15 protein-coding genes are annotated in these 16,868 nt (G+C 72.2%); 6 read left to right on the forward strand and 9 right to left on the reverse strand.

Features of this window, described 5'->3' with window-relative positions:
* The first annotated feature begins 73 nt into the window (after positions 1 to 73).
* Complete coding sequence (locus tag ACIQNU_RS23650; RefSeq protein ID WP_401369949.1) at positions 74 to 1,465, forward strand: MFS transporter; 1,392 nt, start codon at positions 74 to 76, stop codon at positions 1,463 to 1,465.
* Here the strand turns inward: ACIQNU_RS23650 and ACIQNU_RS23655 are convergent.
* Entirely contained in the window at positions 1,404 to 1,853 is a 450-nt protein-coding gene (locus tag ACIQNU_RS23655) for a hypothetical protein (protein WP_401369664.1), read from the reverse strand. The two genes, ACIQNU_RS23650 and ACIQNU_RS23655, sit on opposite strands and share 62 nt — an antisense overlap.
* A gap of 219 nt (positions 1,854 to 2,072) precedes the next feature.
* On the opposite strand from ACIQNU_RS23655, the gene ACIQNU_RS23660 reads away from it, so the two are divergent.
* Entirely contained in the window at positions 2,073 to 3,701 is a 1,629-nt protein-coding gene (locus ACIQNU_RS23660) for an amino acid permease (protein ID WP_401369666.1), read from the forward strand.
* Here the strand turns inward: ACIQNU_RS23660 and ACIQNU_RS23665 are convergent.
* Together ACIQNU_RS23665 and ACIQNU_RS23670 are read right to left on the reverse strand one after the other, a co-directional pair.
* Entirely contained in the window at positions 3,641 to 4,156 is a 516-nt protein-coding gene (locus ACIQNU_RS23665; protein ID WP_401369669.1) for a GNAT family N-acetyltransferase, read from the reverse strand. The two genes, ACIQNU_RS23660 and ACIQNU_RS23665, sit on opposite strands and share 61 nt — an antisense overlap.
* 93 nt (positions 4,157 to 4,249) lie before the next feature.
* The gene (locus ACIQNU_RS23670; protein ID WP_401369672.1) at positions 4,250 to 4,870 is read right to left on the reverse strand and encodes a GNAT family N-acetyltransferase; all 621 of its coding nucleotides are present in this window, start codon (positions 4,868 to 4,870) and stop codon (positions 4,250 to 4,252) included.
* Between the two features lie 75 nt (positions 4,871 to 4,945).
* Between ACIQNU_RS23670 and ACIQNU_RS23675 the strand changes: the two genes are divergently transcribed.
* Positions 4,946 to 5,896 (forward strand): RluA family pseudouridine synthase, encoded by a 951-nt coding sequence (locus ACIQNU_RS23675; protein WP_401369674.1) that lies wholly within the window; start codon positions 4,946 to 4,948, stop codon positions 5,894 to 5,896.
* Here ACIQNU_RS23675 and ACIQNU_RS23680 read toward each other — a convergent pair.
* From ACIQNU_RS23680 to ACIQNU_RS23705, 6 genes are all read right to left on the reverse strand, one after another.
* Positions 5,890 to 7,371 (reverse strand): cytochrome P450, encoded by a 1,482-nt coding sequence (locus tag ACIQNU_RS23680; protein ID WP_401369952.1) that lies wholly within the window; start codon positions 7,369 to 7,371, stop codon positions 5,890 to 5,892. The two genes, ACIQNU_RS23675 and ACIQNU_RS23680, sit on opposite strands and share 7 nt — an antisense overlap.
* Positions 7,372 to 7,495: 124 nt before the next feature.
* Positions 7,496 to 8,110: a GTP-binding protein gene (locus tag ACIQNU_RS23685; protein ID WP_401369677.1), complete on the reverse strand. Its 615-nt coding sequence runs from the start codon at positions 8,108 to 8,110 to the stop codon at positions 7,496 to 7,498.
* Positions 8,091 to 8,465 carry a DUF742 domain-containing protein gene (locus tag ACIQNU_RS23690; RefSeq protein ID WP_389896313.1) on the reverse strand — a complete coding sequence of 125 codons (375 nt, stop codon included), beginning with the start codon at positions 8,463 to 8,465 and terminating at the stop codon, positions 8,091 to 8,093. Before ACIQNU_RS23690 ends, ACIQNU_RS23685 begins: the two co-directional genes overlap by 20 nt.
* Positions 8,462 to 8,869 carry a roadblock/LC7 domain-containing protein gene (locus tag ACIQNU_RS23695; protein WP_389896315.1) on the reverse strand — a complete coding sequence of 136 codons (408 nt, stop codon included), beginning with the start codon at positions 8,867 to 8,869 and terminating at the stop codon, positions 8,462 to 8,464. The genes ACIQNU_RS23690 and ACIQNU_RS23695 overlap by 4 nt, the downstream gene beginning before the upstream one ends.
* Entirely contained in the window at positions 8,866 to 10,488 is a 1,623-nt protein-coding gene (locus tag ACIQNU_RS23700; protein WP_401369680.1) for an ATP-binding protein, read from the reverse strand. The genes ACIQNU_RS23695 and ACIQNU_RS23700 overlap by 4 nt, the downstream gene beginning before the upstream one ends.
* 400 nt (positions 10,489 to 10,888) lie before the next feature.
* Positions 10,889 to 11,542, reverse strand: a complete 654-nt coding sequence (locus ACIQNU_RS23705; protein ID WP_401369954.1) for a TetR/AcrR family transcriptional regulator — start codon at positions 11,540 to 11,542, stop codon at positions 10,889 to 10,891.
* Positions 11,543 to 11,722: 180 nt separating this feature from the next.
* Here ACIQNU_RS23705 and ACIQNU_RS23710 point away from each other — a divergent pair, with 180 nt between their 5' ends.
* The 3 genes from ACIQNU_RS23710 to uca are packed head-to-tail and all read left to right on the forward strand — an operon-like array spanning position 11,723 to position 16,778.
* Positions 11,723 to 12,547 carry an urea amidolyase associated protein UAAP1 gene (locus ACIQNU_RS23710; RefSeq protein ID WP_401369683.1) on the forward strand — a complete coding sequence of 275 codons (825 nt, stop codon included), beginning with the start codon at positions 11,723 to 11,725 and terminating at the stop codon, positions 12,545 to 12,547.
* A complete protein-coding gene (locus tag ACIQNU_RS23715) occupies positions 12,544 to 13,206 on the forward strand; it encodes an urea amidolyase associated protein UAAP2 (protein ID WP_401369686.1) in 663 nt (220 codons plus the stop codon). Before ACIQNU_RS23710 ends, ACIQNU_RS23715 begins: the two co-directional genes overlap by 4 nt.
* Complete coding sequence (gene uca / locus ACIQNU_RS23720) at positions 13,203 to 16,778, forward strand: urea carboxylase (RefSeq protein WP_401369689.1); 3,576 nt, start codon at positions 13,203 to 13,205, stop codon at positions 16,776 to 16,778. The genes ACIQNU_RS23715 and uca overlap by 4 nt, the downstream gene beginning before the upstream one ends.
* The last annotated feature ends 90 nt before the right edge of the window (positions 16,779 to 16,868 follow it).

Consider the following 16,868-nt stretch of genomic DNA (forward strand, 5'->3'; position numbering starts at 1 on the left):
CGACGATGGCGACGTGTCCCCATACAAGGTGTCCTCACACAAGGTGTCCTCACACAAGGTGCCCGCGCACCAGATGTCACGCGCCGAGTCCGAGTCCCGGCCCCGGCCCCCGTCACGGTCCGGGTCCGTCACACTGCTCTCCTTCGGGCATGCCGGCGTGGACATCTATCAGGGCGCCGTCGCCGCCTTGGTGCCCTTCTTCGTCTCCGAACGCGCCTACTCCTACGCCGCCGCCTCCGCCGTCGTCCTCGCCGCGTCCCTGCTGTCGTCGGTGGTGCAGCCGTTGTTCGGGGTCCTCACGGACAAGTGGGCCATGCCGTGGCTGCTGCCGGTGAGCACGCTGGCGGGGGGCGCCGGGGTCGCGCTCGCCGGAGTCAGCGGTTCCTACGGGGTGACCCTGACGGTCGTCGCGGTCTCCGGAATCGGGGTCGCCGCCTACCATCCGGAGGCCGCGCGCGTGGCGCGTCTCGTCAGCGGTGGCAGCCACTCCGCGATGGGCTGGTACTCCCTCGGCGGCAACCTCGGCTTCGCCGCCGCACCCTTCCTGGTCTGGGGCGTCATGGCCGTGGGCGGCCTGCGCGCGTCGCCCCTGCTGATCGTCCCCGCGCTCGCCGGGGCGGCGCTGACGCTGGCCGCGCTCCGGGGCGTCAAGGCCCGCGCCACGGCGACGGGATCCACGCGCGCGGGAGACGTGATCGGCCAGGACGACTGGGCGTCCTTCCTGAAGTTGTCGGGGGCCGTCGTGTGCCGCTCGATCGTCTTCGTCGGCCTCAGCGCGTTCATCTCGCTGTACGTGCGGCAGCGCGCCGGCGGCGGGGACGTCTCCGGCACGGTCGCGCTGGTCGTCCTCTACCTCGGCGGCGCGGTGGGCACCGTGGCGGGCGGAAAACTCGCCACCCGTTACGGCCGTGTCCCGGTCGTCCAATGGTCGTACGCCCTGACCGTCCCGGCCGTCGCGGGCGTCGTCCTCGTACCCGGCCCGCTCCTGTACGGGTGCATCGCCCTGACGTCGGCCGGGCTGTATCTCCCGTTCTCCCTGCACATCACCCTCGGCCAGGACTATCTGCCCCGGCGCGTGGGCACGGCGAGCGGCGTCACCCTGGGCCTGACCGTGAGCATCGGAGGCATCGCGACGCCCCTCATCGGCGCCGCCGCCGACGCCACCTCACTCCAGACCGCCCTCGCCCCACTGATCGCCCTGCCCGCCCTCGGCTGGCTCCTCCTGCGCACCCTCGCCGAGCCCACCACGCTGGAAACGGCCACGCACGACGGGGCCGTGAACGACCAGGCCACACACGCCGGGTCCACACACGCCGGGTCCACGCACGACCGAACCGGGACCGGCCCCGACGCGCACCCGCCAACACCCGCCACCCCCGCCAACGCCCCCGACACCCCCACCATCACCCCCGCCGCACCCACCGATGCACCCACAAAAACCACACCCCGAGCCCCACGAAAATGACCGCCCCGACGACCCCCGCCGCGCACAGCCCGCCGGTGAACGCGTCGTGCGCCGCCCGCAGCAGGCCGGACGCGGCCCGGTCGGGGAGGCGTTGCGCCGCGCCGACCGCCCCGGCCACCGTCTCCCTCGCCTGGTGCGCCGCGCCCTCGGGCAGCCCGGCCGATGTCGCGTCGGCCACCGGATCGGCCATCCGCTGCCGATAGAGGCCGGCGCCCACCGCGCCGAGCACCGCCATGCCGAGCGACGCGCCGAAGAAGTTGCCGGTCTCCGACATCGACGCGGCCGAACCGGCCCGCTCCGCGGGCACCGCGCCCATGACCACGCCGGTGCCCAGGCCTCGGTCGACCGGATCACCGACCACCACCGGCTGCACGCGGTCCGCGCGCACCTCCTGGAGCGGGCCGGCGACCACCCGGCGGCGCGGGCGTTCTACCGGCGCGCCGCCGACGGCACGTCCAGCCTCGCCGAGCGCCGCTACCTGGAGGCCCGCGCCGCCCGCCTGGCGTGAGGAGTTGGGCGCCGGCCCGACACGGACGGGACACGCGGCCGAAACAGCGTCTCCCTAATTTCTGTCAACCGACAGGAATCGCCGAAAGCAGGTGCCGCCGTGACGTCCACCGCTCCCTCAGAGGTACGCCCGGACCCGCCCGAGCCCCACTCCAAGCCCGCACCCGCGAAGGCCACCACCCCCCACGACGACGGCTCCCTCGGCGAGTTCGGCTACCGCCAGGAGCTGCACCGCAGCCTCGGCCGCTACGCCTCCTTCGCCGCCGGGTTCTCCTTCATCTCCGTACTGACGACGGTGTTCCAGTTCTTCGCGGTGGGCTACGCGTTCGGCGGCCCGGTGTTCTTCTGGGCCTGGCCGGCCGTCCTGGTGGGCCAGTTGGCGGTGGCCGCGTGCTTCGCCGAACTCGCGGCGCGCTATCCGATCTCGGGCGCCATCTACCAGTGGGCGTCCCGCCTCTCGAACCTCACCTTCGGCTGGTTCGCCGGGTGGATCATGGTGATCGGGCAGATCGTCGTGGTGGCCGCCGCCGCGCTCGCGCTCCAGATGGTGATGCCGCCGCTGTGGTCCGGTTTCCAACTCGTCGGCGGCGACCCGTCACCGACGTCGGCATCGGGCGCGGCGAACGCGGCGATACTCGGCGTCGTCCTGCTGACGCTGACGACGCTGGTCAATGTGGTCGACAACCGGGTGATGTCCGTGATCAACCGGGTCGGGGTGACCGCCGAGATCGTCGGCGCCGTCCTCATCGCCGCCCTGCTCCTCACACACACCGAACGCTCCCCCGGCATCACGTTCCACACCTCGGGCGCGGCCCAATCGGGCCTGTTCGGTGCCTTGTTGGTGGGCTCGTTCACGGCCGCGTACGTGATGATCGGGTTCGACAGCGCCGGTGAGATGAGCGAGGAGACCCGGCATCCCCGGCGCACCGCGCCCCGGACGATTCTCACGGCGCTCGGCGCGGCGGGCCTGCTCGGCGGGCTCCTGGTGCTCGGCGGGCTGCTCGCGGCGCCCAGCCTCACCGACGGGCGGCTCGCCGTGGACGGGATGAGCTACGTCCTCACCAGCAGCCTGGGCGACGGCGTGGGCCGGCTGCTGCTCGCCGACGTGGTCGTGGCGATCGCGGTCGGCACCCTCGCGATGCAGACCGCCGCGTGCCGGATGCTGTTCTCGATGGCACGCGACGGTCAGCTACCGGGCTCCCGGCTGCTCGCGAAGGTCGACCCGCGCACCGGGATGCCGAGCGGCCCCGCCCTCGCCGTGGGCGCCGTCGCCGGGGCGCTGCTGCTGCTCAACTTCGCGTCCCCCGAGGCGTTCCTCGCCCTCGGCACGACGTGCATCGTGATGCTGTACCTCGCGTACGCGATGGTGACGGGCCCGCTCCTGGTACGAAGGCTGCGCGGCGACTACGCAGGCCGCGGCACCGACGAGACCGGGCGCCCCTTGTTCTCGCTGGGCCGCTGGGGCGTCCCGGTCAACGTACTCGCGCTGCTGTACGGCCTGTTCATGACGGTGAATCTGGCGTGGCCGCGCGCCGAGGTGTACGACCCGGCGGGCGGGCACTGGTACTTCCAGTGGTTCACGGTGCTGTTCCTGACCGTGTCGCTCGCCGCCGGGGCGGCCTACCGGATGTACCGGCGCCGCGCCGACCACCGTTCACCCGCCGCGCCTCAGCCCTCCGGCGCGCCCGCCGGGTCCGCGTCCAGGGCTCCGGACCCGGCGTCGTCGTAGCGCGACAGCGTCACGGTGTCCGCCTCGAAGCCGAATCGCTCCCAGTAGGCGCGCGCCCGCAGATCGTCCGCGCAGACCTCGACCCGCAGGGTTCCCGCGCCGCGCTCCTTGAGGTGCGCGAGGGCGGCGCGGGCGAGGGCGCGGCCTGTGCCGTGGCCTCGGTGTGCGGGGACGACGTAGAGGCATTCGACGCGGCCCAGCGGCGGGGGCAGCAGACCGTCGCCGTGGTCCAGGGCGCCGTTGACATAGCCGATGACGGCGCCGTCGACCACGGCGACCAGGCAGAACGCCTGGTGGTGCCAGGCGGCGGTGCTGAGCATGCGGCCGATGCGGGCCTCACCGCCCGGGGGCAGCGGACCGCCGTCGGGGGTCTCCTGGGCCATCCGGTTCCAGAGCGCGGCCACAGTCGGGCCCTCGCTCTCGGTGATGCGCCGGATCAGTGTTCCGGTGTTCATATGTCCTGCTCCTCCTCGGGTTCGTCTCCTGGGTTCCGGTGGGGTGCACCGGGCAGGAGGCGCCCGAGGGCGGGCAGGCGTGCGGTGTCAGCGTCAACCTGGCATGGATTCACCGTAGCCCGGCGGCGGTGCGGCGTCAGCCCGTACGCGTGCGTGGAGGTGCATGTCGTGCCAGCCGTCCTGGTGGAGCAGGGCGGACCGCTTGGTGCCCTCCAGCGCGAACCCGGTCTTGTCGGCGACGCGGCAGGAGGCTTCGTTTCCGGTGGCGTGCAGGAGTTCGATGCGGTGGAAGCCGATGTCGTGGAGGGCCCACCGGGACAGTGCGGTGACGGCGATCGGGGCGACCCCGCGTCCCCGGGCGGCCGGCACGGTCCAGTACGCGATCTCGGCCGCGCCGTCCTCCAGGGCGACGCACCGCAGGGCGACCCGGCCGGCGATCTCGTCGGACTCCGCGTCGGCGACGGCCCAGAACGCGTGCCGTTCCCCGGTCCACGACGTACGCCACTCCTCGATCCAGCCGCGCACCTCGTCCTCGGAGTCCGCCGCGCGCGCGTGCCACTGGTGCATCAGCGGGTCCTGGAACGCCGCGAACACGGCCGGCGCGTCCTTCGGCTCCCAGGGCCGCACCCGCAGGCCCGACGCCACGGGGAGTACGGGCTGCTCGCGGCCGGCGAACGTTCCTGGAGGGAGGACATCGGGGATCAAGGACGGCATACGGTCATCGTGCCACCGGGCCACGACCGCCCGACACCGAATTTCCCACCGCCCCCGATGGCTACGCTGGACCCGATGACCCGCTCCCGCCCCGTTCCCCCTTCCCCCCTCCCTCAGCGCGAGGGGGTCGACGCCGTCCGGCTGCGGCTGCCCGCCGACGGGACGTGGGACACCGTCCGCGACCACCTGGTGGACCGGCTCGCACCGCCCGCCGAGGTGATCGACGGCATGCTGCGGGACGGCGCCTTCGTCACCGCCGACGGCACCCCCGTACGGCCCGACACGTCGTACACGCCCGGTCTGTGGCTGTGGTTCCACCGGGACCTGCCGCCCGAGGTGCCGGTGCCGTTCCCGCTCGACGTGGTGTACCGGGACGCGCACATCGTCGTCGTCGACAAGCCGCACTTCCTCGCGACCACCCCGCGCGGCAGCCATGTCACCGAGACGGCGCTCGCCCGGCTCCGGCGCGACCTGAACCTCCCGGACATCGGCGCCGCCCACCGTCTCGACCGGCTCACGGCGGGCCTGGTCCTGTTCACGGTGCGCCCGGCCGAACGCGGCGCCTACCAGACCCTGTTCGCCGAGAAGCGGATCCACAAGGAGTACGAGGCCGTCGCCCCGTACGACAAGGAGCTGACGCTGCCGCGTACCGTGCGCTCCCGGATCGAGAAGGAGCGCGGGGTGATCGCCGCCCGCGAGGTGCCCGGTGAGCCGAACGCGGAGAGCCGTGTCGAACTGGTCGAGCACCGGGCGGGCCTGGGCCGCTACCGGCTGCTGCCCCGCACGGGGCGTACCCATCAGCTACGGGTGCACATGAGCACGCTGGGCGTGCCCATCGTCGGCGACCCGGTGTACCCGGTGGTGGCCGGCCCCGTGCCGGACGGTGACTTCCGGCGTCCGCTGCAACTCCTCGCACGGGTACTGGAGTTCACGGATCCGGTCACGGGACGGGCCCACCGGTTCGTCAGCGGCCGGACCCTGGAGGCGTGGCCCGCGCCTCCAGGGACGACCGGCACCGGTCAGTAGCCGCGCCACCACCGCACGAGCCGCGCCCAGGCACCGCGCGGCGCCGGGACAGCGGGCTCGTCGGGCGTGGGCGCCGCGACCTGCGGCGGCAGAGGCGCCGGCGGGGCGGGACGCTCCTGCCGGGGCACGTCGGCCGACGACGGGCTCGACACCTGCCAGTCGGTACGCGCGGTCTGCGCGCCGCCCATGCTGGGCCGGGCCATCACGTCCTGCGGCGGCTTCGGCGCGAAGGTGACCGGCAGCTCCACGAGGTGCCGCGAGAGGATGGACGACCGCCACTCCAAGTCGTCCTCGTCCACCGCGAGTTGCACATCGGGCAGCCGCATCAGGAGCGCGTCGACGCCGGTGTCGGCGATGGCGCGCCCGATGTCCTGTCCGGGGCACTCGTGGGGCCCGCCGCTGAACGCGAGGTGGGAGCGGTTGCCCTGCATGTTCGCGGCGAGGTCGGGCCGGATCGACGGGTCGACGTTGCCGGGCGCGATGCCCATGATGAGGCCGTCGCCCGCGCGGATGTGCTGGCCGCCCAGCTCGGTGTCCTGCTTGGCGAAGTAGCCCACCATCGCGGTGAACGGCGGCTCGTCCCACAGGGTCTGCTCCACCGCCTCGGGCACCGTCATCTGGCCGCCGCTGAGCTGGGCGCGGAACCGCGGATCGGTGAGGACCATGCGCAGGACGTTGGCGATGAGGTTGGCCGTCGCCTCGTACGCGGCGATGAGGACCAGCCGCAGGTGCTGCGCCACCTCGTCGTCGGTGAGGCGGGACTCGTGGCCGATGAGTGCGCTGGTGAAGTCCTCCTCGGGCTGGGCGCGGCGCCGCGCGACGAGATGCATCATCGCGCCCATCACGTACTCGTTGCTGGCGATGGCCGTCTCGGTGCCCTTGATCATGTCGCGGGCGGCCTGCACCATGCGTTCGTTGTACTCCTCGGGCATGCCGAGGATCTCGCACATCACGGCCATCGGCAGTTGCTCGGCGAACTGGCTGACCAGGTCGGCGCGGCCCTCCTGGCAGATGTCGTTGACAAGGCGCTGGCTGTAGCGGTTGATGTAGCGGCGTACGCCCCGGTGGTCGATCGTCGACATGGCGCCGGTGACCGCGCCGCGCAGCCGCTGGTGCTCGGCGCCCTCGGCGAAGCTGCAGATCGGCTGCCAGGAGAAGACGGGCGCCAGCGGGTGGGTGGGCCCGGCGGTGCCGTCGCGGACGGCCGACCAGATACGCGCGTCGCGGTTGAACGTCGACGGCGTGCTCGTCATGTGGAGGTTCTCGCTGTGCCCGAGCACCACCCACATCGGTACGTCGTTGTGGATGAACACGGGCGCGACCTGGCCGTGCTCGGCGCGCAGCTTCTCGTAGAGGCCGGCGAGGTCGGTGTCCGCCTCGGGGCCGTACAGCCGGCGCCGGCCGGGTGTGCCGGAGGAGGACGTCAGGCCGTGCGCGGGGCAGCCCGGCGGTGGGTTCGGGCCGGTGTCGTCCATGCCGGGGAAGCGGTGGGAGGGAGTCGTCACGGGGGTCGCTCCGAGGTTCCGGGGTCCGGTGGATATGTGGATATGCGGATGGGGGTACGCGGACATGAGGGGCGGGTCGGCAGAGGGGCTGCGCTCAGGCGGAGGTCACCGTCAGCGAATGCAGGAAGTGCATCAGCGTCATGAGGACATCCCGGCTGGACGCCTTCTTGCGGGCGTCGCATTTGACGATGGGGATGTCGTCGGACAGGTCGAGCGCCTTACGCAACTCCTCCACCGGGTAACTCGGCGCGTCGGGGAAGTCGTTGACGGCGATGACGAACGGCACGCCCCGCTCCTCCAGGCGCCCTATGACGTCGAAGCTGACTTCCAGGCGCCGCGTGTCGATGAGCACGACGGCGCCGAGCGCTCCTTCGAAGAGGCCGTTCCACAGGAACCAGAAGCGTTCCTGCCCCGGAGTGCCGAACAGATACAGCACCAACTGGTCGGTGATGCTGATCCGTCCGAAGTCCATCGCGACGGTGGTCGCGGTCTTGGTGTCGGAGCCGTAGTTGTCGTCGACTCCTATACCGGCCTGCGTCATCGTCTCTTCGGTGGTCAGCGGGCGGATCTCGCTGACGGCGCCCACCATGGTGGTCTTGCCGACCCCGAATCCGCCCACGATCACGATCTTCACGGCCGCGGACGCGGTGTCCGGCAGATGGTCCTCTTCGCGGGGACCCGTGATCGTCTCAGAGCCTTTGAAGTCCATGCATCACCGCTTCGAGAAGGGAACGGTCGGGCAGCGCGGAACGCACGATCGGGGCGCGCGCCTGGACCAGTTCGGCCGCCAGCAGCTCGGTCAGCAGCACGGTCACCACGCTGAACGGCAGATTGAGGTAGGCCGACAGCTCGGCCACGGACAAGGGGGACTTGCACAGCCTCAGGACGGTGGCCTGCTCGGGCTGGGCGGTCGGCGGCGGGTCGGCACGCGCCACGATCAGGGTGACGAGGTCGAGTTCGGCCCGCTCCGCACCTTCCGGGCCGCCCGTGATGACGTACAGCCGTTCAGGGTCCTTCTCCTGACCGGGTAACGGAGTGCGGCGAGCGCGTTGCGGAGGAGTCATACGGTCTGCCCGTCACGCCTCGGCGGGCTCGTCAGGTGGGCGCCGATCCGGACCACGAGATCACGCATACGGTTGCTCATCAGGCCCGCGTCGACGGTCTCGTCGGCGAGGACGGCGAGGTAGGCGCCGGCGCCCGCGGCCATCAGATAGAAGTAGCCGCCGCTGACCTCGATGATGACCATCCGCATCCGGCCGTCGCTGTCCGGGATCTCCGCGGCGACCGCGGAGGCGAGGCTCTGCAGCCCGGCGCAGGCGGCGGCGAGCCGGTCGGCGGCGTCGGGTTCGCCGCCGTAGCGGGCGATCCGGAGGCCGTCGGCGGAGAGCACCACGACCTGCCGGGTCTGCGGCACGCCGTCCGCCAGTTCCTTGAGCATCCAGTCGAAATTGGCTCGCTGCTGGATCACTTGCGGTCCCCCTCGTCCACCACGTCGTCGTGCTCCGGGCGTGCCTGCGGCTGCGGGCCGTCCCACGGGTCGTGCCCGGTACCACCGGGACCCTTGATGCCGTTCATGAACGCCTCGACCCACAGGCCCGGTTCGGGATCGTCCGCAGGGTCGGACGACGGGGGCGGCGGCATGTTCCACGGGCTGGGTTCACCGGCGGCCTCCGCCGCCTGCGCGGCGGCGGCCTCCGCATACCGCTGGCTGAGCGGGGTCTTGACGCGGCTGCGGCGCTGCGGCAGCCCGTTCGGCGTCCACTCGGTGACCACGGGCACGTCGTCGTCCATGGTCGCCGTCAGCGGCAGGTCGTCGACGGGGCGCCGGGGGCCCGTGGTGGGGCGGCGCTTCTTCGCCTTGCGCTTGAGTTCTTCCATCGGCGACCCGTCGTCGTTCACGCGGGGCACGGCGGTGGCGCCGATGCCGTGGGCGAGACCGGGCGCGGGGCCGGTGGTGAGCATGTCGCGCGGCACGATGAGGACGGCGCGGACGCCGCCGTACGCGGACTGCCGCAGCGAGATCTGCATGTGGTACATCTGCGAGAGGCGGCCGACGACGGCCATGCCCAGGCGCGGGGTCTCACCGAGGTCCTTCAGGTCGATACCGGCCTGGGCCTGGGCGAGCATGCGCTCGGCGCGCAGCCGGGCCTCCTCGCTGAGGCTGACGCCGCCGTCCTCGATCTCGATGGCGATCCCGGTCTGCACCTCGACGGCGGTGACGTGCACCCGGGTCTGCGGGGGCGAGTACCGCGTCGCGTTGTCGAGCAGCTCCGCGCAGGCGTGGATCAGGGGCTCCACATGGGTGCCCTTGATGGCGACCTTGGCGATGGAGTGCAGGTCGATGCGCCGGTATTCGAGGATCCGGGACATCGCGCCGCGCAGCACGCTGAACAGCGGTACGGGCTTGGGCCACTGGCGGCCGGGGCGGGCGCCGCCGAGTACCGCGATGGAGTCGGCGAGCCGGCCGATCAGCGCGGTGCCGTGGTCGATGCGCAGCAGGTCGTCGAAGACCTCGGGGTTGCGCCCGTGGTCCTCCTCCATCTCGCGGAGCTCCGCGGCCTGCTGGTGGACGATCGCCTGGACGCGCCGGGCGACGTTGACGAAGGCGCGCTGCGTGGACTCACGCATCGCCTCTTCGTTGTCGACGATGGTCAGGACGTCGCGCAGCAGTCGGCGCTGGGCGTCGGGCAGGTCGCGGTAGGCGGGGTCGCCGTCCACGACGGCCGCGATGACCTCGTTCGGCGACTCGCCCTGGCGGAGCCGGAACAGCGCGTCGGGCAGGAGCTGCCGGCCGAGGTGGGCGGTCTCGGCGTCATGGGCGGCGATCCGCCCTTCGAGGTGCTCGATCCGGCGGGCGTGCTCGGCGCGGAGGTTCCGCAGCGCGCGCCCGCGGCGCACGACCTCGGATGCGACCGCGAGGACCAGGAGCGTGCCGATGGCGCCGCAGAGTCCGACGGCGAGCCGGGCCGGCTCCGTGACCAGGGCGACGGAGGCCCCTGTCACCGCGGCCATCAGGACCGCCGGCAGCAACAGCACGCGGACGTAAGGAACTTCTCGGCCACCGGGAGGCGCTTGAACACTCACCATGTATGCCCTCTAAGACAGTCGGCTGGGGGAGGTGTCGGGGGGAGGTCTGGGGGTTGGCTGGATGACAAACAAACGCGCGAATCCTGCTCAACTCAGCGCGCTGCGGGCGAGCTTAGTCCCGCCGGAACATCGCCGTGTCATATTCCGCAAGCACCGGAAATGCCGGTGCGGGGGCGGTTAGACTCGGCCCATTTGCACGCTGGGAGACGGTTCGCACACGTGGAGTAAGGAAGTGCGGTCGTACGATAGCCGGTCCCCTGCGTGGGTGAACAAGGGGGCGCCGAAAGGCGGTCGGAACGAGTTGTGTGGATCTTGCGGGGATCTCGGGGGCTGCTGGTTGTGGCTTTGTCCAAGGGCGCGGCTTTGTCCAAGGGCGCGGCTTTGTCTAAGGGCGTCGCTTTCAGAGTCCTGCGATACGCAGGGCCGCGTCCGCCGTGGCTTCGGCGAACGCCGACACGGCGCGCTCCGGATCGGACCGGTGGACCAGGATGACACCCTCGATGAGCCCGAAGACGAGGTCGGTCCGCAGCTCCAGCTCACTCTTCGCGAGCGCGCCGCCGGGCGGGGTCTCGGCGAGCAACTGCCGGTAGGCGTCCTTGAGTTCGGCCCGTACGGCGTGGAACCCGGCGAAGCGTTCGGCGCGCACCTCGGGCAGCAGATAGAGACCGCCGAGGTTGTGCGGACCGCCGCACAGCAGTTCCACGTCGGACCGGCACAGCCGGCGGAGCCGCTCGGCCGCCGGTTCCGAGTCGTCCGCGAGGAGCCGCCGGGCCAGCGCGAGGGAGGGTGTGACGGTGGACTCCAGGAGTTCGGCGAGCAGGTCTTCCTTGCCGGAGACGTAGTGGTACATGGTGGCCTGCCGCATGCCCGCGCGTTCGGCGACGGCCCGGGTGGTGGTGGCCGCGTAGCCACGGGTGGTGAACAACTCGGCCGCCGCGCTCAGGAGTTCGTCGCGGGGGGACAGGCCGCTGTCGGGGCGCCGGTCGGCGCGCGGGCGGCCGACCCGGCGTACGACGGACCCGGCGGGGCCCGCGTCCTCGGGCCCCTGGCCCATGTCCCTCGCCTCACCGGTCCCCATGTGTCCGATCCTCGCACACCAGGACGGTGCCGCCGCCGGGCCGGTGAGCGCGGTGAGGGATCGGTAACCACGCGGCAACGCCGGGGCAATGGCGGCGACCCGGCCGGCTCCTAATTTCTGTCGACCGACAGAAATGCCGAGCCGGAAGGTCACGCGATGGCGACAGCGACCACCCACGGAGCACGCGACCACGCCCGCGCCCAAGAGGGCAACCGCGCCGACGCCATGCCGGTCGTCCCGGCGAGCGCCTGGCCCGATCCCCCGTGCGCAGCCGGTCATCTGGTCTGGGCCGAGACCGTCGCGGGCGGCGGCTCCACGCACCGGGTCCTGGCCCGGGGCACGGAGCTGCGCCTGACAGACCTGACCGGGGACGCCTGCGCGCATCTGCTGCTGTTCGCCGCCGACCGTCCCTGGGAGCGCCTGAACACCGCCGACACGGTCAAGGTGCAGTGGAACGCCTACCTCGGCGAGCACCGGCTGCTCCTCTCCGGCCAGGGCCGCGTCCTCGCCTCCGTGACCGCGGACACCTCGGGACGCCATGACGCGCTGTGCGGCACGTCGACGCTGGTCCGCAACTCCCGCCGGTACGGGGACGGTTCACCGCAGTCCGGCTCACCCGCCGGGCGCGAGCTGTTCAAGCTGGCGGCGGCCAAGAACGGCCTGTCGGCCCGCGATCTGCCGCCGTCGCTCTCCTTCTTCCAGGGCGTGACGGTACGCGAGGACGGCACCCTCGAATTCACCGGCTCGGTGGGCCCCGGCGGCAGCGTCACGCTCCGCGCCGAACAGGACGTCACCGTGCTCCTCGCGAATGTGCCGCACCCCCTGGACCCCCGTACCGCCTATGTCTCGGGGCCGCTGGAGGTGCTGGCCTGGCGGGCCGCGCCGACCGCGCCCGGCGATCCGCTGTGGGAGGCCACGCCGGAGGGCCGCCGGGCCTTCCTGAACACCGCCGGGTTCCTGGCCTCCAGGGGGATCGCATGAACAGCCGCTCCGCCACCGTGACCAGCCCTTCCCCCGTCGTGAGCCGCCGTTCCTCCGTCGTCCCGGCGCGCGCCCCCTGGTCGGCCGTGCTGCCCGCCGGCGCCTCGCTGACCGTCACCGATCTGCGCGGCAACCAGGCCGTCGACTTCCTGGTGTACGACGCCGGGGACACCGCCGTCCGCTACAGCGCCCCCGACACCCTCCAGGCACAGGGCTCCCTCTTCCTCACCACGGGCAGTGTCCTGATGTCGAACGAGCACACCCCGCTGATGACGGTCACCGAGGACCAGGTCGGCCGGCACGACACGGTCGGCGGCGCCTGCTCCAAGGAGTCGAACACGCTCAGATACGGGCATCACACCTGGTCCCAGCACGCGTGCGTGGAGAACTTCCTCGCCGAGGGCGGGCGTTACGGACTCGGCGCCCGCGACCTCGTCCCCAATGTCAACTGGTACATGAACGTGCCCGTCGAACGGGACGGCACCCTCGGCATCGTGGACGGCATCTCCGCGCCGGGCCTGCGGCTGACCCTGCGCGCCGAGACGGACGTCCTCGTCCTGGTCTCCAACTGCCCCCAGATCAACAACCCGTGCAACGGCTTCGAGCCGACACCGGTGGAGATGACCGTGACCGCCGACGACACCGGGGCCACCGCATGACGGTCAACACCTTCGACACCTTCGACACGCTGCTTGTCGCCAATCGCGGGGAGATCGCCGTACGCGTCCTGCGTACCGCCCGTGAGCTGGGACTGCGTACGGTCGCCGTGTACTCCGACGCGGATCGCGGCGCCCCGCACGTCCGGCTCGCCGACTCGGCGGTGCGGCTGGGGCCCGCGCCCGCCAAGGAGTCGTATCTGGACGCCGATTCGGTGCTGCGGGCGGCGAAGGACTCCGGTGCGGGGGCCGTGCACCCGGGGTACGGGTTCCTGTCCGAGGACGCCGGTTTCGCGCGGCGCTGCGAGGACGCCGGGATCGTGTTCGTGGGACCGACGCCCGGCCAACTGGAGCTGTTCGGCGCCAAACACACGGCGCGCGCGGCGGCCGAGGCGGCCGGCGTGCCCCTCGCACCGGGGACCGGACTGCTCGACGGGCTGCCCCGGGCGCTCGCGGCGGCGGACCGGATCGGCTACCCCGTGATGCTGAAGGCGACCGGCGGGGGCGGCGGCATCGGAATGTCCGCGTGCCACTCCCCCGACGAGCTGACGCAGGCGTGGGACCGCCTACAGCGGGTCGCCGCCGCCTCCTTCGCGTCGGCCGGGGTGTTCCTCGAACGGCTGGTCGAGCGGGCCCGGCACATCGAGGTCCAGGTGTTCGGCGACGGCGAAGGCCGCGTCGTCACCCTCGGGGACCGCGACTGTTCCCTCCAGCGCCGCAACCAGAAGGTCGTGGAGGAGGCCCCGGCGCCCGGCCTGCCCGACGCGGTCCGCGAGCAACTGACCATTTCCGCAAGGGAGTTGTGCGCAAGCGTGGCCTACCGGTCGGCCGGGACCGTCGAGTTCGTCTACGACGCGGCGCGCGAGGAGGCGTACTTCCTGGAGGTCAACACACGGCTCCAGGTCGAGCATCCGGTGACCGAGGAGATCCACGGTGTGGACCTGGTCGCCTGGATGCTGCGCCTCGCCCAGGGCGACACGGGCGTGGTACGGGACCCCGGTCCGGCACGCGGGCACGCCGTGGAGGCCCGGATCTACGCCGAGGACCCGTCCCGCGACCACCGGCCGAGCGCGGGCCTGCTGACCCGGGTGGCGTTCCCCGACGGCGTCCGGGTCGACGGCTGGATCGAGACGGGCACCGAGGTGACGACCGCGTACGACCCGATGCTCGCGAAGGTCGTGGCGCACGGCGCCGACCGGGCCGATGCCCTGGCGAGGCTCGACACGGCGCTCGCCGCAACCCGCGTGGACGGCATCGAGACGAACCTCGGTCTGGTGCGGGCGGCGCTCGCCGACGGCTCGTTCCGCACGGCCGCGCATACGACGGCGACCCTGGCGGGTGTCACCGATCCGACGCCGCGCATCGAGGTGACGGCGGGCGGGACGCTGACGACGGTCCAGGACTGGCCGGGCCGTACGGGGTACTGGCAGGTCGGGGTTCCGCCGTGCGGGCCGATGGACGACCTGTCGTTCCGGCTCGGCAATCGCGCGCTCGGCAACCCCGAGGGCGCCCCGGGCCTCGAATGCACCCTCCAGGGCCCGACGCTCCGCTTCACCCATCCGACGACGGTGTGTGTGACGGGCGCCCCGGCCGAGGTGACCGTGGACGGGGTCCCGGTGGCGCGGTGGGAGCCGGTGGCGGTGCCGGCCGGTTCCAGCCTCGCGGTCGGGGCGCCGTCGGAGCACGGGCTGCGGACGTATGTGCTGTTCGCGGGTGGCGGGCTCGACGTACCGGACTTCCTGGGGTCGGCGTCGACGTTCACGCTGGGCCGGTTCGGGGGGCACGGCGGGCGGGCGCTGCGGACGGGCGACGTCCTGCGTCCGGCCCGTACCGGTGACCTTTTGGGGGTACGCGTACCGGTCGACCGGCGGCCCGTGTTCGGGTCGGTCTGGGAGATCGGCGCGGCCGAAGGACCCCACGCGGCACCGGAGTTCTTCACCGAGGACGACATCCACGCCTTCTACGCGGCCGACTGGAAGGTCCACTTCAACTCGGCCCGCACCGGCGTACGGCTGATCGGCCCGAAGCCCCGCTGGGCGCGCGCCGACGGCGGCGAGGCGGGCCTGCACCCGTCGAACATCCATGACACGCCGTACTCGGTCGGCGCGGTCGACTACACCGGCGACATGCCGGTGCTCCTCGGCCCCGACGGTCCGTCGCTCGGCGGCTTCGTCTGTCCGGCGACCGTCGTCAAGGGGCAGCGCTGGAAGCTGGGGCAGTTGCGCCCCGGCGACACCGTGCGGTTCGTGCCCGTGACCGTCGAGGCGGCGGCCCGGCTGCGCGCCGCGCCCGCCGCACGGCCCGTCGCGGACCGGGCCGCCCTCACCGACGGCGGCGTCCTGGCCCGGCACGACGACGTCACGTACCGGCGCGGCGGCGACGACAATCTCCTCGTCGAGTTCGGGCCCATGCAGCTCGATCTCGCCCTGCGGATGCGGGTGCACGCGCTGATGCGGGCCGTGGAGGCCGCGCGGCTTCCGGGCGTCACCGAGGTCACGCCCGGAATCCGTTCCCTCCAGATCCAGACCGATCCGGATGCCGTCCCGCAGTCCGAACTCCTCGACACGGTACGGCGGATCGTGTCCGGTCTGCCCTCGGACGATGACCTGGTGGTGCCGTCGCGGACCGTGCACCTCCCCCTGTCCTGGGACGATCCGGCCACCCGGGAGGCGATCGCCCGCTATATGGCCGGGGTCCGTGACGACGCGCCCTGGTGCCCCTGGAACATCGAGTTCATCCGTCGCGTCAACGGTCTCGCCTCCGTCGACGACGTGTACCGCACGGTCTTCGACGCCGAATATCTCGTCCTCGGTCTCGGGGACGTCTATCTGGGCGCCCCGGTGGCGACCCCGCTCGACCCGCGCCACCGCCTGGTCACCACCAAGTACAACCCGGCGCGCACCTGGACCGCCGAGAACTCCGTCGGTATCGGCGGCGCCTATCTGTGCGTGTACGGGATGGAGGGCCCCGGCGGCTACCAGTTCGTCGGCCGGACCACGCAGGTGTGGTCCGGGTGGCAGCAGCGCGGCGCCTTCGCCCCCGGTTCGCCCTGGCTGCTCCGCTTCTTCGACCGCGTCAAGTGGTACCCGGTCGGCCCGGACGAACTCCTCGACCTGCGCGCCGACATCGTGTCCGGCCGTTTCGTCCCCCGGATCGAGGAAGGGACGTTCTCGCTGGCGGAGCACCGCCGGTTCCTAGCCGAGAACGAGGACGAGATCCTGGCGTTCCGAGCCGATCAGGCCGTCGCGTTCGGCAGGGAGCGGGCGGCGTGGGAGGCGGCGGGCGAGTTCACGCGCGCCGAGTCGGCGGCGGCTCCGGTGCCGACGGCCGCCGAGGTGACGGTGCCGGAGGGCGGCCGGCTGATCGAGGCGGAGTTCGCGGCGTCGGTCTGGCAGGTGAACGTGTCCCCCGGCGACACGGTGACGGAAGGTCAACCCCTCCTGACCCTGGAAGCAATGAAGATGGAATCCCGAATCCACGCCCCACACCCGGGCACCATCACCCAAATCCTCACGACCCCGGGCGCCCAGGTAGAACCAGGCACGCCACTACTCATCCTCACCCCGTCGCTCTGACCTGTCTGTGGGCAGCTGTCGCAGAGGCCCCTGCCCCGTCCGTGGGCAACCACCGCAGAAGCCCCTGCCCCGTCCGTCGGCAACCACCAC

This window comes from Streptomyces sp. NPDC091292 (assembly GCF_044757265.1).
In the GTDB taxonomy this organism is placed as follows: domain Bacteria; phylum Actinomycetota; class Actinomycetes; order Streptomycetales; family Streptomycetaceae; genus Streptomyces.